This window comes from Streptomyces griseochromogenes, from assembly GCF_001542625.1.
GTDB classification, from domain to species: Bacteria; Actinomycetota; Actinomycetes; order Streptomycetales; family Streptomycetaceae; genus Streptomyces; species Streptomyces griseochromogenes.
The window spans coordinates 4,323,065-4,341,272 of sequence record NZ_CP016279.1 but is presented as its reverse complement, the minus strand read 5'-3'; the positions used below and the strand labels follow the sequence as shown (position 1 = coordinate 4,341,272).

The 18,208-nt window shown below is 73.0% G+C and carries 17 protein-coding genes; 4 read left to right on the top strand and 13 right to left on the bottom strand.

The genetic code is table 11. The features are described from left to right. Nucleotides 1-91 precede the first annotated feature (91 nt). Entirely contained in the window at nt 92-1,093 is a 1,002-nt protein-coding gene (locus tag AVL59_RS18400; protein WP_067305596.1) for a LysR family transcriptional regulator, read from the top strand. Further along, nucleotides 1,090-2,025: a serine hydrolase gene (locus AVL59_RS18395; RefSeq protein ID WP_067305593.1), complete on the top strand. Its 936-nt coding sequence runs from the start codon at nt 1,090-1,092 to the stop codon at nt 2,023-2,025. The genes AVL59_RS18400 and AVL59_RS18395 overlap by 4 nt, the downstream gene beginning before the upstream one ends. Nucleotides 2,026-2,109: 84 nt before the next feature. On the opposite strand, the gene AVL59_RS18390 is transcribed toward AVL59_RS18395, so the two are convergent. The 6 genes from AVL59_RS18390 to AVL59_RS18365 form a co-directional block, all read right to left on the bottom strand. Continuing rightward, nucleotides 2,110-2,628: a CBS domain-containing protein gene (locus AVL59_RS18390; RefSeq protein ID WP_067305590.1), complete on the bottom strand. Its 519-nt coding sequence runs from the start codon at nt 2,626-2,628 to the stop codon at nt 2,110-2,112. 205 nt (nt 2,629-2,833) lie between these two features. Then, nucleotides 2,834-3,436: an Rv1733c family protein gene (locus AVL59_RS18385; RefSeq protein ID WP_067305586.1), complete on the bottom strand. Its 603-nt coding sequence runs from the start codon at nt 3,434-3,436 to the stop codon at nt 2,834-2,836. A gap of 36 nt (nt 3,437-3,472) precedes the next feature. Continuing rightward, on the bottom strand, nt 3,473-3,655 hold the full coding sequence (locus tag AVL59_RS56420) for a BON domain-containing protein (protein WP_397856340.1): 183 nt from the start codon (nt 3,653-3,655) through the stop codon (nt 3,473-3,475). A gap of 175 nt (nt 3,656-3,830) precedes the next feature. Further along, nucleotides 3,831-4,274, bottom strand: coding sequence for a universal stress protein (locus AVL59_RS18380; protein WP_067305584.1), 444 nt, complete (start codon nt 4,272-4,274; stop codon nt 3,831-3,833). Nucleotides 4,275-4,840: 566 nt separating this feature from the next. Next, a complete protein-coding gene (locus AVL59_RS18370; RefSeq protein ID WP_067305578.1) occupies nt 4,841-5,485 on the bottom strand; it encodes a response regulator in 645 nt (214 codons plus the stop codon). After that, complete coding sequence (locus AVL59_RS18365; protein ID WP_067305575.1) at nt 5,482-6,675, bottom strand: sensor histidine kinase; 1,194 nt, start codon at nt 6,673-6,675, stop codon at nt 5,482-5,484. The genes AVL59_RS18370 and AVL59_RS18365 overlap by 4 nt, the downstream gene beginning before the upstream one ends. 176 nt (nt 6,676-6,851) lie before the next feature. Between AVL59_RS18365 and AVL59_RS18360 the strand changes: the two genes are divergently transcribed. Next, the gene (locus AVL59_RS18360) at nt 6,852-7,412 is read left to right on the top strand and encodes a GlcG/HbpS family heme-binding protein (RefSeq protein ID WP_067305572.1); all 561 of its coding nucleotides are present in this window, start codon (nt 6,852-6,854) and stop codon (nt 7,410-7,412) included. Nucleotides 7,413-7,520: 108 nt separating this feature from the next. Here AVL59_RS18360 and katG read toward each other — a convergent pair whose 3' ends face one another. From katG to AVL59_RS18345, 3 genes are all read right to left on the bottom strand, one after another. Further along, complete coding sequence (gene katG, locus AVL59_RS18355) at nt 7,521-9,710, bottom strand: catalase/peroxidase HPI (RefSeq protein ID WP_067305570.1); 2,190 nt, start codon at nt 9,708-9,710, stop codon at nt 7,521-7,523. 26 nt (nt 9,711-9,736) lie between these two features. Further along, complete coding sequence (locus AVL59_RS18350) at nt 9,737-10,180, bottom strand: Fur family transcriptional regulator (protein ID WP_067305567.1); 444 nt, start codon at nt 10,178-10,180, stop codon at nt 9,737-9,739. A 232-nt stretch (nt 10,181-10,412) separates the two neighbouring features. Next, on the bottom strand, nt 10,413-11,567 hold the full coding sequence (locus AVL59_RS18345; RefSeq protein ID WP_067305564.1) for an abortive phage infection protein: 1,155 nt from the start codon (nt 11,565-11,567) through the stop codon (nt 10,413-10,415). 443 nt (nt 11,568-12,010) lie between these two features. Between AVL59_RS18345 and AVL59_RS18340 the strand changes: the two genes are divergently transcribed. Continuing rightward, nucleotides 12,011-13,204 (top strand): acyltransferase family protein, encoded by a 1,194-nt coding sequence (locus AVL59_RS18340; RefSeq protein ID WP_067305562.1) that lies wholly within the window; start codon nt 12,011-12,013, stop codon nt 13,202-13,204. A gap of 145 nt (nt 13,205-13,349) precedes the next feature. Here AVL59_RS18340 and AVL59_RS18335 read toward each other — a convergent pair whose 3' ends face one another. The 4 genes from AVL59_RS18335 to AVL59_RS18320 form a co-directional block, all read right to left on the bottom strand. Beyond that, nucleotides 13,350-14,165 carry an inositol monophosphatase family protein gene (locus AVL59_RS18335; RefSeq protein WP_067305559.1) on the bottom strand — a complete coding sequence of 272 codons (816 nt, stop codon included), beginning with the start codon at nt 14,163-14,165 and terminating at the stop codon, nt 13,350-13,352. A gap of 9 nt (nt 14,166-14,174) precedes the next feature. Then, complete coding sequence (locus AVL59_RS18330; RefSeq protein WP_308281814.1) at nt 14,175-15,980, bottom strand: RICIN domain-containing protein; 1,806 nt, start codon at nt 15,978-15,980, stop codon at nt 14,175-14,177. Nucleotides 15,981-16,092: 112 nt separating this feature from the next. Then, nucleotides 16,093-17,274, bottom strand: a complete 1,182-nt coding sequence (locus tag AVL59_RS18325; RefSeq protein ID WP_067305553.1) for an FAD-dependent oxidoreductase — start codon at nt 17,272-17,274, stop codon at nt 16,093-16,095. Between the two features lie 195 nt (nt 17,275-17,469). Beyond that, nucleotides 17,470-18,171: an SDR family oxidoreductase gene (locus AVL59_RS18320; RefSeq protein ID WP_067305550.1), complete on the bottom strand. Its 702-nt coding sequence runs from the start codon at nt 18,169-18,171 to the stop codon at nt 17,470-17,472. Nucleotides 18,172-18,208: the final 37 nt, after the last annotated feature.

Sequence of the window (18,208 nt, the reverse complement as noted above, 5' to 3'; positions counted from 1 at the left end):
GATCTTCGACGGGGACAGCGAAACAGGAGGACTCCATCCATGTCCAAGAGTGAACTTTGAAGACGCCATAACTTATTGATATGACTGCTGGATGGATCTCCTCGCGCACCTGGAGGCATACGTCGCCACCGTCGACGAGTCGAGCTTTTCGCGTGCCGCCGAGCGGCTCGGGATCGCCCAGCCGCTCCTCAGCCGCCGTATCAAGACGCTGGAGGCGCACTTCGGGGGCCCGCTGTTCGACCGGTCGCGGCGGCAGGTCTCGACGACCGAGTTCGGCATGCTGCTGCTTCCGTACGCGCGGGACGTGCTGGACCGGGCCGAGCGGCTGGGCCGGGCCGCCCGCTCGGCCCGGCAGGCGCGGGTGCTTGCCGTCGGGGTGCCCGCGGACTGCGCTCCTGCGGCGCTGGCGCGCGTGATCCGCTCCGGTGCCGAACGCGGGATCACGCTCGGCGTACGCGAACTGCCGCCGGAGGAACGGGAGGCCGGGCTGGCCGACGGTTCGCTCGCCTACGCGCTGGTGCGTGTCGCCCCGGAGCAAGCCGCGCTGCGGGTCCCGCTCGGCCTGGCGTCGGCGCCGCCGCCCGACGAACCGCGGCCGGCGCACGCCGGGGCCCGCACGAGCCGAGGGCGGGCGGTGCACTTGGAGGACCTGCGGCCGCGCCGGAGCCGGGCCGCGAGCGGTGGCCTTCCCACCGCTCTGCCGCTCCTGGTCCCGGCGGAGGACGAAGTGCCGTACGCGTACGACAGGCTGGCGCGTGCCGCCGCTCGGTCCGGGCTGCCCGAAGGGCTGATCCGGTCGGCCGGACCGGCGGCCACCGCGCTCGCCGAGACCCTGGCCGGCCGGTCGGTGCTCTTGTGTGCCGAGCCGTTCGCACGGCAGCACGGCGCGAGGTGGGCGCCGCTTGCCGATGTCTCGCTGCACCGTGGCTACGACGTGCGCGGGACACCGCGGCAGCGGGGCGCGGTGGACGTGCCCGACTGGCTGGTCGTCTCGCTCGCGGGCGCCGCCGGCGCGGCGACCGGCCCGCCGGATCCCCGGCGGGCCGGATCCGCGGGCGAGGACGTTCCGGCGCGGCTGGCGGCACGCGGATGAGCGCGGCAGCGGCCCACCGGCCGGCCTGCGTGGCCGGTGACGGCGGCCTCCTCGACGTCGCCGAGGCGATCGCACGGGACTGGGCGGCCCTCGGGGTCCGCGGTTCGTTCCTCGCCCGCGACATCGACTCGGGCGAACAGCTCGGTTTCGACGTCGGGGAGCCGCTGCCCCTGGCCTCGGTGGCGAAGGTCCCGCTCGCCCTGGCCGTGCTGGACCGGATCGCGGCCGGGGACCTCGACCCGGCACGCCCGGTGACGCTCGACCCGGCCACGAGCAGCGTCGGACCCACCGGGCTCGCGGCGTTCCGGCATCCGGCCACGGTGGCCGTCGGTGATCTGCTTCTGCTGATGCTGTCGGTGAGCGACAACGCTGCCGCCGACGCGCTGTTCGAGCTGGTGCCGCCGGCGGACGTCGACGCGCGCCTGCGCGCGTGGGGTTGCGAAGGCATACGGATCCGGCACCGGATGAACCACATGTACGAATGTGCCGCCGGTGCCGCGGGCAACGACTTCTCCCTCGCCCTGGAACTGGCCGTTCGCGACGAGCGCGCGGGCCGGCACACCATCGAGACCCTGGATCCGGCCCGTGCCAACCTCGGCTCGGCCGCGGCGCTCGTGGATCTTTTGCAGCGGGTGTGGCGGGACGAGGTCTCGTATCCCCGGGCGACGGCCGAGGTGCGCAGGTTGATGGGCCTTCAGGTCTTCACCCAGCGGCTCGCCGGTGAACTGCGCGCGGACTCCCTGCGATGGAGCGGCAAGACGGGCACGTTCCTGCATCTGCGGCACGAGATCGGCGTGGTGGAGGCGGACTCGGGCGACCGGGTGGCCATGGCCGCGCTCACCCGCGCGGACCGGCGGGCGGGCCTGGCACCGGACATCGACTTCGCTATCGCGAACAGTGCACGGCAAGCGTTCGAGGCGCTGCGCGGCTAGGGCGGCATGGCACCCGGGGGCGGCACGCCGGTGTGTGCGCGGCCGTGTGGAGCGCCCCGAGCCGGCCGATCTCCCCTACGGCCCCTACGGGATGGGAATGCCGCGTTCCCGGTCCCTTCGGCGAGGCGGCAGCCCGGACAGCGTGGCACGCGTGTGGGGCGGACGGGACGGCTCCCGTGCCGGTGCCGGAGCCGGTCCGGTGCGCCGGTGCGAGCCCGCGGCGGCGACGACGTAGTCCCGCGCGGTGAGCAGGCCGGTCAGTCGTCCGTGCGCGTCGGTGACCGGCAGCGCGTCCATGTGCTCCTCCGTCATCACGGCCGCCGCGCGCAGCGTCGACTCCTCCGGATGGACCGTGACCGTGCGGCGCCCGTGCACGAGGTCGCCCACCCTCCGACGGGACAGGGTCACCGCGGGTGCCGCACAGGCGACGGCCAGCTCCGCGCCGTCCAGAACTCCGGCACAGCAGCCGTCCGGCCGGACCACCGGCAGATGGCGCTGCCCGGACCGCTCCATGACCTCCCAGGCCATCAGCAGCGTCTCGTCCTCGCTGATCGAGTACGGCGCCTCGTTCATCAGGGCGCGCACCGAAAGCCTCTCCTCCACGACTGTCTCCTCCCGCTCACCGCCGTCCGGGCCGGGCGCCGGAACTGCCCCGCAGGACGGCCGACGGCACTCCCGCGTCGATCCCCGCCGGCGAGCACAGCGGCCCGGACCCGCCCGCCGTTGTCGTGGTCGTCGTAGCAGAACATCACGGCGACTCGTCTCCCCGGGGCGTCGAGACGCTGAAAGCCGCGCCGGTTTTCGCTGATCAGCCCCTGCCCCCGCTCAGGTTCCGCCACTCGGGCCCGACCCGCTTCCATTCCTCGTCCCATTCGGCCAGCCGTCGCCGGACGAGCCGGGCGCGCACCAGTCGGCCCGAGGCCCAGACGGCCGTACCGGCGACCTGAGCCACGAGGACACCGGCGAGGACCGTCTGCAGCATGCCTTCGGTCGGGGTGGTGGGCGCGGCGACGATCCGGCCCGTGTCGTTGGTCCACACCGTGACCCGGCTGCCGGCCGGGGCGCCCGGGTACACCTTCGCCCGGTCCGTGTGCACGGCTCCGTCCGCGCTCGTCCAGCGCACGGTGGCCCACACCCGGCCGTCGTCGTATCCGCCGGCCGCGGGCGGGGCCTTCGCCGCGCCGTCGGTGAGCACGGCGGACATGGCGTGCACCTGGGCCCGCCGCGCGGAGAGCGCCGAGTCCATGGAACGGGCCGCCGCCTGCCCCGTGAGCACTCCCGCCAGCAGGGCGAGGATCCAGGTGGCGAGCACGATCCAGGCTTCGACGACGTCGCTGTGCCGCTTGAGGGTGTTGGGCCGCCACCGCCACAGCCGCACCCGTGCCACCGTCGTGGGAGGTGTCCGTGTCATGGTCGCCGCCTCCTCTCGCCTGCCGACGGCCGCCCGTCAGGACATTCGGGCCCGCACGGCGTCCGGAAGGTCCGGGTGACGAGGCGGACCGGGCGGTGCGCGCCGCACGTCCGTCGCGCCGGCCACGGCTCGCGCGGGGCGGACGGCGAGCGGCACCGGGGCCGTTTCGCGGACCCGGCCCGTAAGCGTCACGACACCATCGTGCACCTCGATGCGCACCGCCGCCGAGTGGGTGCCGAAGACTGTCACGAAGGTATCGCCACGGATCTCCTCGGCGATGCCGGCTTCGTCCTGCGGGACGGCCTTCGGCAGGTCCGATCGCAGGTGAGATCGCAGGTGGGATCGGCTGCCGCACGCGGGCGACGGACGGCACGGCCCGACGGGGTCGGACGGCTCACGTGTGATCGGCGCGGACGATCACGACCGGGCAGCTCGCGTGCTGGGAGACGTGCTGGCTGGTGGAACCGAGCAGGGCGCGGGTGAAGCCGCCCCTGCCCCGGCTGCCGACGACCAGGACCTCGGCTCCCTCGGCGGCACGCAGCAGGACGTCGGCCGGGTTACCGTGCACCACGTGTGTGGTGACCGACCGGGCCGTGCCCTCGCCCAGCACGTCGGCCAGCTCCTGGCGCATCCGCTCCCGGGCGTCGTCCTCGTCGACGTCCATGTCCACGGCGGGCCCCGACCAGCCCTGCAGGCCCGGCAGTTCCCATGCGACGACCGCGTCCACGCTGCCACCGACGAGTCCGGCGTAGCGCACGGCCCAGCGCAGCGCCGCGTACGAGGACGGCGACCCGTCGACACCGACCACGATCCTCGGCATGGCGACGTCCCTGTCCATGTGTCCCACCTCTCCCGCGGCTCTCCCGCCGCCCGACCGGTCGCCCCCTCGTCTCCACGCTGCGCGAGGCCTGGCCGCCCCGCCACCGATGAGCCTCCGCGGGCATGACGGACGGCGGCCGGGCCTCGGCGGCGATACCGTCGGATCACCTGGGTGTGCGGTCCCTTCCGGCCCCATCTCGCGCAAGCGTTTTCGGGGTACATGGTTGAGGAAGGCGAGGACGGTCGAGGAGTGAGTGATCATGCATGCGCCAACGGGCGACGCACGGCGGCTTACCGCCCGGGTTGCGAACACCCGGGTACGCCGCCCGTGGGAGGGGCCGTGAGCAGGCGCGCCCGAGCCCGGCGACGGACGGGACGCTCCCACGGCCGCGACCGGCAGCCGGCACGCGGCACGACGCGGGTCCCGGCACCGCGGGCGACGGGCGGTCCGCCGCGGTCGAGTGCCCGTGGCACGGCCGGCGACTGGCTCCTGCTGCCCGGCGGCATCTGGCGACGCGTCGAGACGATCCGGGTACGGAACCTGTTCGGCTGAGGCCCGGAGCAGGGGCGGCAGCGGTGGGCGTGTCAGGGCAGCAGCCGCTGCTCCTTCGCCACCGCCACGGCGCCCGCCCGCGTGTCCACGCCGAGTTTGTCGTAGATGCGACGCAGGTGAGTCTTGACCGTGGCCTCGCTGATGTACAGGGCGCGGGCGATGGCGTGGTTGGACAGCCCCTGGGAGAGATGGGCGAGGATCTCGCGTTCGCGGGGGGTGAGGGCGGGGCGGGGACTGCGCAGGCGGGCCAGGACGCGGTCGGCGACCGGGGGTGAGAGGGCGGGCCGGCCCTGGGCGGAGGCGTGGATCGCGGTGAAGAGGTCCTCGGCGCGCTCCGCCTTCAGCAGATAGCCGGTGGCTCCGGCCTCGATCGCGCGGGTGACGTCCGCGTCGGTGTCGTAGGTCGTCAGGACCAGCACGTACGGGGCCGGGGCGAGGGCTCGCAGCCGGCGGGTGGTCTCCGCACCGTCCATGCCGCTGCCCAGTTGGAGGTCCATCAGGACGACGTCCGGCCTCGTCCTGCGGGCCAGCGCCAGCGCCTCTTCCCCGCTGCCGGCCTCGCCGACGACCTCGATGTCCGGAGCGCTGTGCAGGAGGGCCAGCAGTCCGGCGCGTACGACGGCGTGGTCGTCGCAGACCAGGATGCGCACGGGGTTGCCACCGGTCGTGCCGGTCATCTGGGCTCCAGCGGGATCGCGGCCGACAGGGCCGTGCCCTCGCCCGGCGCCGACTCGATGGTCAGGGTGCCGCCCAGCTGGCGCAGGCGGGCGCGGATGGCGGGGAGGCCGTGGCCGCGTTCCCCGGCTGCCGGGGCCGTGGCGGGGTCGAAGCCGCGTCCGTCGTCGGTCACGTCCAGGACGATCTGGTCGTCCAGGCAGGTCAGGGTCAGGGTCGCCGTCGTGGCGGCCGCGTGTTCGCGGACGTTGGCCAGGGCACCCTGGGCGATGCGCAGCAGGGCCGACTCGACGGAGGCGGGCAGGGCGGCCGGCGGGGTGCCCTCGGTGTGGACGCGGACGGTGAGGGTGGTCGTCGTCTCGCGTTCGGCGATCGTGTGCAGGGCCTGGAGCAGGCCGCCGCCCTCGGCGAGGTCGGCGGGGGTCAGGTCGTGGACGAAGCGGCGGGCCTCGGCGAGGCTGCGTTCGGCGATGGCCGCCGCCGAACGGACGTGGTCGCGGGCCGTGTCCGGGGCGCTGTCCCACAGGCGGTCCGCGGCCTGCAGGAGCATCCGCTGGCTGGACAGGCCCTGGGCGAGGGTGTCGTGGATCTCGCGGGCCAGCCGTTCGCGTTCGGCGAGGGTGCCCTCGCGACGCTCGGTGGCGGCGAGTTCGCGGCGGGTGCGGACCAGGTCGGTGATGAGGGCGTCACGGCGGGCCGACTGGCGCTGCATGACGACGTGGACGGTGGTGGCCACGGCGGCCACGGCCGGGGGCGCGAGCAGGACGTTGGGGTCCGGCCAGCCCGCGAGGCTCAGCTGGGCCGCCACCGCCAGCGCCGTCAGCAGCGCCACCAGCGGGATCGCGGCGCGCGGCGGGAGGGTGCGCAGGCCGGTGTAGAAGAGGGGCACGGCGCACCAGGCGAAGCTCGGCGCCAGGACCACCAGCAACGCCCAGGTCGCCACCACCACGCCCAGCCAGGTCAGGCGGCGCGGGGCGGGGCGGGGGCCGAGGGCCGGGCCGAGCACGTACAGCGTCGCCAGCAGCACGGACAGGCCGATGATCCAGGGGGTACGCGGGCCGTCGGCGTGCCGGGCGAGGTAGCGGGTGAGGGAGGCGGCCAACAGCACGAAGAACGCCGTGTGCATGACGACGGTGAGGGCACGGGGGTCGTCGCGTTCGGGCGTGACCACCGGTGCCTTCTCCTTCGTCATGGCGCTGAACTGGGCAAACACCCTCCATTGTTCCCTGGCCCGGGACATCCGGGGGTCACCCGATCGGATGACCCCCGGGGCAACCGGTCCGTCGACGGGCAGCCGCCGGATCCGGGCCGAGGATCGGTACGGGAGCCGCTCGGCCCCCTGATCCCGCCTCCAGAAGGGTCTTCGTCATGCCCAGCCGCAAGAAGCCGGCCGGCCGTACCCGCGTCCTGGTCGGCGGCGCCGTGCTCGCCGTCGCCGGTGCCGGTGTCGTCGGTACGGTCGCCGCCAGTGCCGCCGACTCCACGGGCGCGGCGCCCGCCACCGTGGCCGTCCGGCCCGGCAAGCTCACCGAGAGCAGGCACCTCACCCTCGACGCGGCCACGAAGGCGGCGCAGGCCGCGGTGGACGCCGCCGAGAAGGACGGCCGGCAGGTGTCGGTGGCCGTCGTCGACCGCGACGGCAACACCCTCGTCACCCTGCGCGGCGACGGGGCGGGACCGCAGTCGTACGCGTCCGCCGAGCGCAAGGCGTTCACCGCCGTGTCCTGGAACGCGTCCACGTCCGAGCTGACCAAGCGGCTGGAGCAGGCGCCGAACCTGAAGGACATCCCGGGCACGCTGTTCCTCGCGGGCGGCGCCCCGGTGACCGCCCAGGGCGCCCCGGTCGCGGGCATCGGCGTCGCGGGCGCCCCGTCCGGCGACCTGGACGAGAGGTACGCGCAGGCCGGGGCGGCGGCGCTGGGCCGCTGAGGCTCGCGGCCACCGCTGCCTCGACGGGTGCACGGAAAGGCGCCCGGGCACGGCGAAGGCGTCCGGACCGGCCCCTGAGGGTCGGCCCGGACGCCTTCGGAGAGTTGATCAGACGAGGTCGAACCGGTCCAGGTCCGACACCTTGACCCACGCCGCGACGAAGTCGTTCACGAACTTCTTCTTCGCGTCGTCGCTCGCGTAGACCTCGGCGAGCGCACGCAGCTCGGAGTTGGAGCCGAAGACGAGGTCGGCACGGGTGCCGGTCCACTTCAGCTCGCCCGTGGCGGCGTCGCGGCCCTCGAAGGTGTGCTGGTCCTCGGAGGTGGACTTCCAGGTCGTGCCCATGTCGAGCAGGTTGACGAAGAAGTCGTTGGTCAGCGTGCCCGGCTTGTCGGTGAGGACGCCGTGCTTGGACTCGCCGGAGTTGGCGCCCAGGACGCGCAGGCCGCCGACGAGGACCGTCATCTCGGGGGCGCTCAGGGTGAGCAGGTTCGCCTTGTCGAGCAGCAGGTACTCGGCCGGCAGGCGGGTGCCCTTGCCGACGTAGTTGCGGAAGCCGTCCCAGGCCGGCTCCAGCGCCGCGAACGACTCGGCGTCCGTGTGCTCCTCGGTCGCGTCCACGCGGCCCGGCGTGAAGGGGACCTCCACGTCGAAGCCGGCGTCCTTGGCGGCCTTCTCGATCCCGGCGGCACCGCCGAGGACGATCAGGTCGGCCAGGGAGACCTTCTTGGCGCCGGAGTTGAACTCCCGCTGGATGCCCTCCAGGACGCTCAGCACGTGACGCAGCTGGTCGGGGTCGTTGGCCTCCCAGCCGCGCTGCGGCTCCAGGCGGATCCGGGCGCCGTTGGCACCGCCGCGCCTGTCGCTGCCGCGGAAGGTGGAGGCGGACGCCCACGCGGTGGACACCAGCTGCGAGACGGTCAGGCCGGAGCCGAGCAGCTCGGCCTTCAGGGACGCGATGTCGGCGGCGTCGACGGTCTCGCCCTCGGCCTGCGGCAGCGGGTCCTGCCACAGCAGGGTCTCCTGCGGGACCTCGGCACCGAGGTACAGCGACTTCGGGCCCATGTCACGGTGGGTCAGCTTGTACCAGGCGCGGGCGAAGGCGTCGGCGAACTCGGCCGGGTTCTCGTAGAAGCGGCGCGAGATCGGCTCGTAGACCGGGTCGAAGCGCAGCGACAGGTCGGTGGTGAGCATCGTCGGGAGGTGCTTCTTCGACGCGTCGTGCGCGTCGGGGATGATGGCCTCGGCGTTCTTGGCCACCCACTGCTTGGCGCCGGCCGGGGACTCGGTCAGCTCGTACTCGTACTCGAACAGGTTCCTGAAGAAGCCGTTGCTCCACTGGGTGGGCGTGGCGGTCCAGGTGACCTCGAGGCCGGAGGTGATGGCGTCACCGCCCTTGCCGGAGCCGTGGGTGCTGGCCCAGCCGAGGCCCTGCGCCTCGATCGGGGCGGCCTCGGGCTCGGGGCCGACGTTCTCCGCCGGGCCGGCGCCGTGGGTCTTGCCGAAGGTGTGGCCACCGGCGATGAGGGCGACGGTCTCCTCGTCGTTCATCGCCATGCGGCGGAAGGTCTCACGGATGTCGCGGGCCGCGGCGATCGGGTCCGGGTTGCCGTTCGGGCCCTCCGGGTTGACGTAGATGAGACCCATCTGGACGGCGCCGAGCGGGTTCTCCAGCTCGCGGTCGCCGGTGTAGCGCTTGTCGTCGAGCCAGACGTTCTCGGGACCCCAGTAGACGTCCTCCTCGGCCTCCCACACGTCCTCGCGGCCGCCGCCGAAGCCGAAGGTCTGGAAGCCCATCTCCTCCAGCGCCACGTTGCCCGCGAGGATCATCAGGTCGGCCCAGGAGATGTTCTGGCCGTACTTCTTCTTCACCGGCCACAGCAGACGGCGGGCCTTGTCGAGGTTGCCGTTGTCCGGCCAGCTGTTGAGCGGGGCGAAGCGCTGCTGGCCGGCGCCGGCGCCGCCGCGGCCGTCGCTGATGCGGTAGGTGCCGGCGCTGTGCCAGGCCATACGGATCATCAGCGGGCCGTAGTTCCCGAAGTCGGCCGGCCACCAGTCCTGCGAGGTGGTCAGCACCTCGGCGATGTCCTGCTTCACGGCGGCCAGGTCGAGCGCCTTGAACGCCTCGGCGTAGTCGAACTCCTCACCGAGCGGGTTCGTCACGGCCGGGTTCGTGGCAAGGATCTTCAGGTTCAGCCGCTCCGGCCACCACTGGCGGTTCCCGCCGCCCTGGGTCGGATGCGCGGCACGGTCGTGTGCGACCGGGCACTTCGCCTCGGCAGGGGTGTTCTCAGACATGGGGGAATCCTTCCGAACTGAGGGGTTCACGGTGCTGCGGTAGCGGCGCTGGAACAGACGGGGCACAGGCCCCAGTAGATGACCTCGGCCTCGTCGATCGCGAAGCCACGGTCGTCGGCCGCGGTCAGACAGGGCGCGTGACCGACCGCGCAGTCGACGTCGACGACGACGCCGCACGACCGGCACACGAGATGGTGGTGGTTGTCCCCGACGCGTCCCTCGAACCGGGCCGGACTGCCCGGCGGCTCGATTCGGCGTACGAGTCCGGCCGCGGTGAGTGCGTGGAGCGCTTCGTAGACGGCCTGGACGGAGATGTGGCCCACGCGGTCGCGTACGCCGGAGGCGATCGTCTCGACATCGAGATGATCACCGTGGCGGACGGTCTCGAGCAGCGCGACACGGGCGGCCGTCACCCGCAGGCCGACCCCGCGCAGCTCCTCGGCGGTGGTCGGAGTCGGGGATGCGCTCATGGGTCGAACCTACCCTCATAAACACGAGAGATTCAAGAAAACGAACGATGCAATTCTGGTCTCGTGTCGTCGGCCGGTGTTCACCCGTGCGCGGCTCTGCCCGGCGGGGGGCGGGCGGACGGACCGGGGCGCACGCGGTCACGGACGCATCATGGAGCCGTGGATCCCGCCCCGCCGCGCGCCGAGCCGAGGCATCCTTCGAACGGGTGAGCGCGGCCCGGGAGCCGGCGCGTCAGCCGCGGCGCGCGTCCCGTGCGTACCGCCGGGCCAGGGCGTGAAAGGCCTCCTTGGGCTCCCAGTGCCGACGGGAGGCGGGGTCGAAGGGGCGGTCCTCGATGGTCCTGGTGATCGCGTAGCACGCCAGGTCGAGGTCGTGGCGGGGATCGCCGGGGCGGTGCGGGGCGTCGGGGGTCACGAACTCGTACGCCATCGCCGCGTACAGGCCCATCGAGGAGAAGACGTCGAGGAGTTGCACGAGGTAATCGGCCTGAGTGCGTTCGCTGCGGACCGGGTCGCCCTTGATCTCTTCGGGGTGCTTGTCGTGGTCGACGATGTTCCAGCCCATGCCGGCGGTCTCGGGGGCGCCGACGTAGGCGCAGGTGCCGAACTCGGTGATCGCCAGCGGCTTGCCCCAGCGCAGGTACCGGCGCAGCTCTCGCACGTGGTCGGCGCGGCGGGGGAAGCACGAGTAGTAGTCGATGCCGACGATGTCGAAGAGCCGCCAGTCGACGTGGTCGTCCTGGGCGGCCGCGTAGCCGAGCCGGCCGCGGAAGACGGAGCGGCCCACGGCGGCCGCCTCGGCCGTGAAGCGGTCCAGGCGGCGCTGCATCCTGACGGGGTCGACCTTGCCGTCCAGCAGGTTCTGCACACGTTCCATCACCGTGTCGCCCGGGACGATGCCCGGCACGTACAGCCAGAACTCGCAGCCCACGCTGAAGTCGACGCTCGCACCCTGCCGGCGCAGCCGTTCGGCGAAGCGGCCGGTCTCGGCGAGGTGCTCCAGGATGTCCCGTTCGGGGACGTCACCGAGCGTCGGCTGGAGCCAGACGTGCAGGCCCCGCTCCGCGGCCTCGGCGGCGGTGGCCGTCAGCCGCTCCACGCCGTCGCCGGTGACGTCCACGGTGTCGGCGTGCAGTTCGTCGCGGATGGCGCGGATGTCCCTGCGCATCCGGGCCGGCCGGAAGCCGGTGGCCGGCGTCTCGCCCGCGCCGACGGTGTAGACCACGCCTCGGTGGCGCAGTCCGTGCCACCGCCGCGCCGCCCGGGCCGTGCCCGCCGGCAGCAGCGCGGCGGACGCCAATCCGGCCAGGAACTGGGCGCGGTTGACCCCTTCGCTGTCGCGGTGGGTCCTGTCGGTATTCTGTGTACGATCATGAAACTTCTGCATACGGTCACCCTGGCGGCACCGGGCTCGCCCGCGCCGTCCCCCGATGGTCTACGGCGCGGGGCCGAAGGGAGGGCATCGTGCGGCGAAAGTCGCGGCCGGGCCGAGGAGCGCCACCGAGCGCTGAGGGCGGGAGACCGCACGGCGCACGGTCCCGGCGCGACCGACAAGGCCGGTGTGTCGGCTTTGTTCGGGCGGCGAAGTGCAGTACGGCCGTGTCCGGCCAGGCCCTGGACACGCCCGGAGGCGCCCGCACGGATCGCCGGCCGGGCGGTCAACAGGCCCCCTCACTCGTACGGGTGCATGGCGTCGGTCCGTCCGTGGCACAGCGGGGGCGGCGTCGTTCGGCAGCAGTGTGATGTTTACAAAGTGACGTGATGGACAGGGGCGCAACGGGCAGCCTTTGCCTTCATACCCCACGCGAACTTCCAGCGGCAGGTGATTGGATGACCACGGCGACGACCCGGGCGAACCGGACGCCGCCCGCACGAACAGGCACGGCCAACGGTTCCGGACGGTCCTCCCCGCCCACCGCGCTGCCCTCCCTGCCGTCCCTCACCGGGCTCCGGTGGATGGCTGCCCTGCTGGTGTTCGGACTGCACGTCAACAACTTCGGCTACTTCACCGGCGGCGCCGGCAGCATCGTGTTCTGGGCGTTCGGGGCTGGTGCCACGGGAGTGTCGTTCTTCTTCGTGCTGTCCGGTTTTGTGCTGACCTGGTCCGCGCGGCCACGTGACCGCGCGCTCGCCTTCTGGCGCCGGCGCATCGCGCGGGTCTACCCGGTACACCTGGTCACCCTGGCCGTGGCGCTCCTGATGACGTACACGCTCGCCCATCAGGGGAACCCGACGCCCAAGCAGACCCTGGCCAACGCCCTGCTGCTGCACTCCTGGTGGCACCCCTGGTGGCAGACGCTGAACCCGGTCAGCTGGTCGCTGGCCTGCGAGGCGTTCTTCTACGCCTCCTTCCCGCTGCTGATCCTGCTGCTGCGCCGGCTCGGCGCCCGCGGCTCCATCGCGCTGGGCGGCCTCTCGGTCGCGGCGGTGGTGGTGCTGGCCTGGGCCGACGCCCATCACTGGCTGGACCAGCCGGTCTACTCCTTCCCCGCCGCCCGCCTCCCCGAGTTCGTCCTCGGCGCCGTCACCGCACGGCTGGTGCTGCTCGGCCGGTGGCGTGGGCCGGGGCTGGAGGCGTCGCTGGCCCTGGCGATCATGGGCTACTTCTTCGTCCCGCAGGTCACGCCCGGATTCTCCGCCACGGCCTGCACTCTCGCCGGGTTCACTCTGCTCATCCCGGCGGCGGCCGTCGCGGATCTGCAGGGGCTGCCGTCCCTGTGGCGGCATCGGCGGCTCGTACGCCTGGGTGAACTGTCGTTCGCCTTCTACATGATCCATCTGCTGGTCCTGCGCGCGGGCACGAACCTGCTGGGCACCAAGCCGCACTTCGGCGTCCTCACGGGCGTGGGGGTCACCGCCGTCGTCTTCGGTCTGTCCCTGGGGCTGTCCTGGCTCCTGTACGAGGCGGTGGAACGCCCGGCCAGACGACTGCTGCTCCGGCGCCGGCGGGCCGGCGACGGGTCGGCCTCCCGGCTGGAGTCCTTGCCCTCCAGCCGGGAGGCCGCGGCCCCGGCGCGCGACTGAGCCGGTCGGCCGCTCACGAGGCCAGGGGTGCCGGGCGTGGCCGCCGCCGGCAGGCGGATCCTGGTGTCTCTGACCGTGAAGAGGAGACCTGCGGGTCGGCGCGCGACGGGCCTTCGGAAGTCAAGACCTCCGAAGGCCCGTCGTGCTAAGCCCGCTGACCGGCTCGGTCCTCGGCCATCGTCAGCAGCGCGGCGTGGGTCTCCTTGTCGGCGGCGACGATCAGCCCGCCCGCACCGGTGTGCAGCGGCCGGCCGTCGATGCCGGTCACCGTGCAGCCTGCGGCCCGGCACAGGGCGATCCCCGCCGAGAAGTGAACGCTGTCGCGCAGATCGCCGTCGGTGACGTACGCGGCCCGGCGGCCGGCGGCCACCCAGGCGACCGCGAGGGTCGTGGAGACCACCCGGGGCCGGAACCGCTGTACGAACCGCGGGTCCGCCAGCAGCCGGGCGGCCTGGAAGCCGGGGGCGTTGGGGAAGGGCGGGTCGAGGTTGACGTCCACCAGCGCGGAGTCCGCCGACGGCGTCAGCTCCTCGTCCGTGCCGTCCAGCCGGACCCGGGCCCGGTGCCCGTCGGTCCAGAACACCTCGCCGCTGAACGGGTCGGCCGTCGCGGCCGCCGTGATCTCGTCGCCCACCCGCAGGGCCACGTTCACCCCCACCAGCATGTTCCGTACCGCGTAGTTGAGGGTGCCGCACAGCGGGTCGACCAGCCAGCGGCGCCGCGCCGCCTCGGTGCCGGTGCTGCCGCTCTCCTCCCCGGTCACGGCATCCTCGGGCCGCGCCGCGCGCAGCAGGTCGACGATGGTCTTCTCGGCCGCGAGGTCGGCCGCCGTCGCGAAGTCACCGGCGGACTTCTCGATGCGGGCGAGCGATCCCCCGTACATGTCGCGCACCACGTCCGCGCCCGCCTGCGCGGCCCTGAGGGCCAGGTGGGCGTCGGACTCCCCGTTGATGATCGGCATGCGAGCAGCTTAGGCTCCGGGCCCGGTCGGGGTGAGGGTCAGGGTCTGCTGGGCCGCGGTCCGGCCGCCGCCGACGGAACTGCCGCTCGTGTCCGTCCAGTTGCGTGCCGGGGTGGTCTCGGCGCGGTGGGCCGCGGTGCCGGACAGAGCCAGTACGAGGCCGCTGTAGCGGTTGACGAGACGGTAGGTGCCGTCGCCGGAGGCGCCGCGGATCAGGAACCACTGCCGGCCGACGGCCGGCCCGCCGGCCGGTGCCGCGGTCACGGTGAGCCTCGCGCCCCAGGCTCGGCCGCCGGTGGAGGCGGAGTCGACGCCCAGCAGTCGGCCGCTCGCGGCGTTGGCGACGGTGAAGGCGCCGTCGCCTGTGGGCGTGAAGGTCCAGGACTCCCGGGCAGCGCCGGTCGGGGACGCGAGGGATGTCGCGGTGGAGCCGCTGGATGCCTGGGCGAGGACCCGGCCGGTGCCGGCGGCGATGCGGTAGCGGCGGGTGGTGTCCACCGGCGGGGCGGCGGGCCGAGCGGAGTCGATGGTGACGTCGACGTACTCGCCGGAGGCGTCGTGGGAGCAGCCGAAGGAGCAGTAGGAGCGGAAGGTCCTGCCGACGACGGTGGAACTGGTCCGGTTGGCACCATCGAGGAACCAGCGGTACCAGGAGGCGTTCGTGTATCCGCCGGTGTCGCCGATCAGGTGCCATTTCTGGGAGGCCAGGTCGTCGGTGGCGTAGAAGTACTGCGGTGAGTCGCCGCTCTGGTCGACGGCCTGCGGTTCGCCTATGTACAGACCGAGGTAGGCGTCGTAGGCGATGTTCATGACGAACAGCGGCGAGGTCGAGGGCATCTTGCCGGCCGCGATCTGCTCGGCGGCGGTGCCGGTGTTGGCCGGGTCGTACTCGCCGGAAACGGGGGTGTAGCCGGTGGGGTGGTCCGCGTCGACGGGCACGATGTTGCTCTCCCGGCCGCCGCTGCCGGGCTGGGACCAGGCACCGTCGTACCACTTCTGCCAGGACCCGGGCGCCATCTTCGCGGAGATCGGGGCGCGGGCCACGTGTTCGTAGAACGCCTTCCAGCCGCCGTTCTTGTCCACGATCCGGGAGCCGTAATACACGTAGAAGTAACCCGAGGCGGTGTCCACGAAGAGGCGCTGGTCGCCGTCGCCGTAGGAGTACGTCTGGTGTGGGAAGGCCGCCGTGTCGCCGCGCTCGGTGCTGTACGGGGACGTGATGACGTGGTCCTTGATGGTCCAGGTGCGGCCGCGGTCGGTGGAGACGGTGTAGTCGATGGCGTCGTAGTGCAGTCCGTCGCCGAAGGGCTGCGGGGTGAACTCGTTGTGCACCAGGCCGTACCAGTCACCGGTGTCGGGGTCGACCCACACGCCCGACAGGTCGCAGTAGTTCTTGTGCGCGTAGCCCGAGCCGGCCGGCGGGTACGTCGCCTCGCGTCCGGTGGGGCTGTTGTCGCACCGCCAGGTGGTGTCGTCGTTGCGGTCGTCCGCGTTGGCGGGGTTGACGGCCTTGCTCAGCGCCTTGTCGAAGGTGGCGCTGTCGAAGTCCCTGCCGGTGTAGAAGTCCCAGGTCCGCGGGTCCTTGGCGCCGTAGAGGGCGGCGGACTGCTGGTAGTGGAAGGTGCCGTCCCGGTCGAGGTAGGGGACGGCGGGGGTGTCCGTGGGGTGGGTGAACGGTACGGGCGTCCCCACGGTCACGCTGTACGTCGCGTCGCTGGCCGGGGAGACGGCGGAGGCCGGGGCTCCGGTGCCGCCGCCGAGGGCCAGGGCGACGGCGACGGCCATGGCGCCGCCTGCTCTGCTCAAGAGTCGCACGGGTGCTCCTTGTTGCCGAAGGGCCGGATGCACCCGAACGATCCGGCTCCGCGGTTCCTCCGGCAATGGACTCCCCCGCTCCGCCTCTTGCACTTTCGCGGCGGTGCGCGGCTCAGTCCGGGCCGTCGGCGGCGGTCTCCAGCGGTACGTCCCAGGCCAGTTGACGGATCAGCGCGTCGTCCTCGCGCCGGGCGCCGGGATTCGCGGCGGCATCCCGTGAAGGGGTGCGGGTGCCGCGGGAGATGCCGCCGCTGACGGTGATGTTGTGTTCCACGCGCGGGCGGCGGTACCGCTCGTGGACGGCGAACGCGCGGTGCGGATCGGGGGTGTCCCGCAGGGACTTGGCGAGGACGACGGCGTCCTCCAGGGCCATCGAGGCTCCCTGCCCGGTGGCCGGGGAGGCCGCGTGGGCCGCGTCGCCGACGATGAGGACCCGGCCCGAGTGCCATGGAGTGCCGAGCGGCATCTCGGTGGCGTTGGTGACCATGATGCGGTCGGCGCGGGCCGCGACGATGTCGGCGGCGGGAGTGGAGTCCTTGCGCAGGACGGTGAGAAGCTCGTCGCGCAGGTCGGCGGCCATGCGGTAGGCCGGCCCGTCGGCGGGCAGCGGGTCGCCGGCGACGCGCGCGAACCAGTACGTCTCCCCCGCAGGCGAGGAGGCGTAGCCGAAGGCGGCTCCGCTGCCGCGCACCATGGTGATGACGCCGGTGCCGTCGGTCACGGGAGCTTCGTGCGTGTAGCCGTAGAAGACGCGCTGGCCCGCGTACCGGGGCTGCGGCGCGGAGCCGAGGACGTGCCGGCGCACGGTCGAGTTCAGGCCGTCCGCGCCGATGAGGAGGTCCGCGGTGACGGTGTCCCCGTCAGAGAGGCGCGCGGTGACGCTGTCGGGGCCGTGTGCCACGGACACCAGCCGGGTGCCGTGGCGCACGGGTATGCCGCGCCGGACGGCCTCCGCCTGCAGGGCCGAGTTCAGCTCGCCGCGCCGCAGGCAGCGAAAGCGCAGGGCCGGGTCGTCCGCCTCGCCCAGCGGTGCCTGTGTCAGCTCGGCGCCCTGGCTGTCGAGCAGGCGCAGCGAAGTCAGCGGAAAACCGACGGCCGTGACCGCGTCCGTGGCGCCGAGCTGGGCGAGGGCGCGCATGCCGTTGCTCGCCAGGGTCAGGAAGGCGCCGAGATCCTCGGCCGCGTCGGGGTGCGACTCGAGGACCGTGACGTCGAAACCCGCCTTGTCCAGACCCAGGGCTGCCGCCGTGCCCGCGATTCCGCCGCCTACCACCAGGACGCTCGTCGCCGTCATCCGCGTCACACTCCGTTCCCGCCGACCGTGTTGGCTGCGTCCATCTAAGGGCAGCGCCGGGTTCGCGGAGAGTGCCGGGGGCCGAGAACCGGACAGGCCGGCGGGTGCCCGGCGGGGCGGGGCGTGTCCGGTCTCCCGCCGGAGCCCGCCGGGCCGGTGGCGTCTTCCCGGCTCGGCGGGATCGGCTGTCGGCGGCTACGCGGCGAACTGCTCGTACATGGCGGCCACGTCGCCGGACAGGGCACCCTTGGCCCAGCGGGTGATGTCGTCGCCCAGCACCTCGTACGCCCCCGCCTCGACTCCGTCGAGCGCGGCCACGGCGATGTCGTGGGCGTTCGCCTTCGGCGCCTCGATGCCCGCCGTCATGTCCGTGTCGACGTACCCCATGTGCAGTCCGGTGACGTCGATGCCGCGGGGCCGCAGCTCCAGGCGCAGGCCGTTGGTCTGCGACCACATGGCCGCCTTGGTGGAGCTGTAGCCGCTGCCGTCGGAGAGCCAGGAGAGCACGGAGTGGACGTTCAGGATGTGACCGCCGCCGTTGCGCTCGATGACCGGCGCGAAGGCGCGGGTGAGCAGGAGCGGGCCGTAGTAGTTGATCTCGAATTCCGTGCGGATGGCGTCCAGCGGCGCGTCGAGCAGACGGGCGCCGGTGGCCGCTCCGGCGTTGTTGATCAGCACGGTCACGTCCTGCGCCCGCTCGGCCACCGCCGCGACGGAGGCGGGATCGGTGACCTCCAGGGCCAGCGGGACGGCGTCGGGGTGGGTGATGGTGCGCGGGTCGCGGGCGGTGGCGTAGACCTTGCCGGCGCCCCGGGCGTACAGCTCCTCCACCAGCGCCTTGCCAAGGCCCCGGCTGCCGCCGGTGACGAGGGCGACGGAGTTCGCGAGTTTGGTCATGACAGCCTCCACAAGAATGAAACCGATCGGTTTCCCA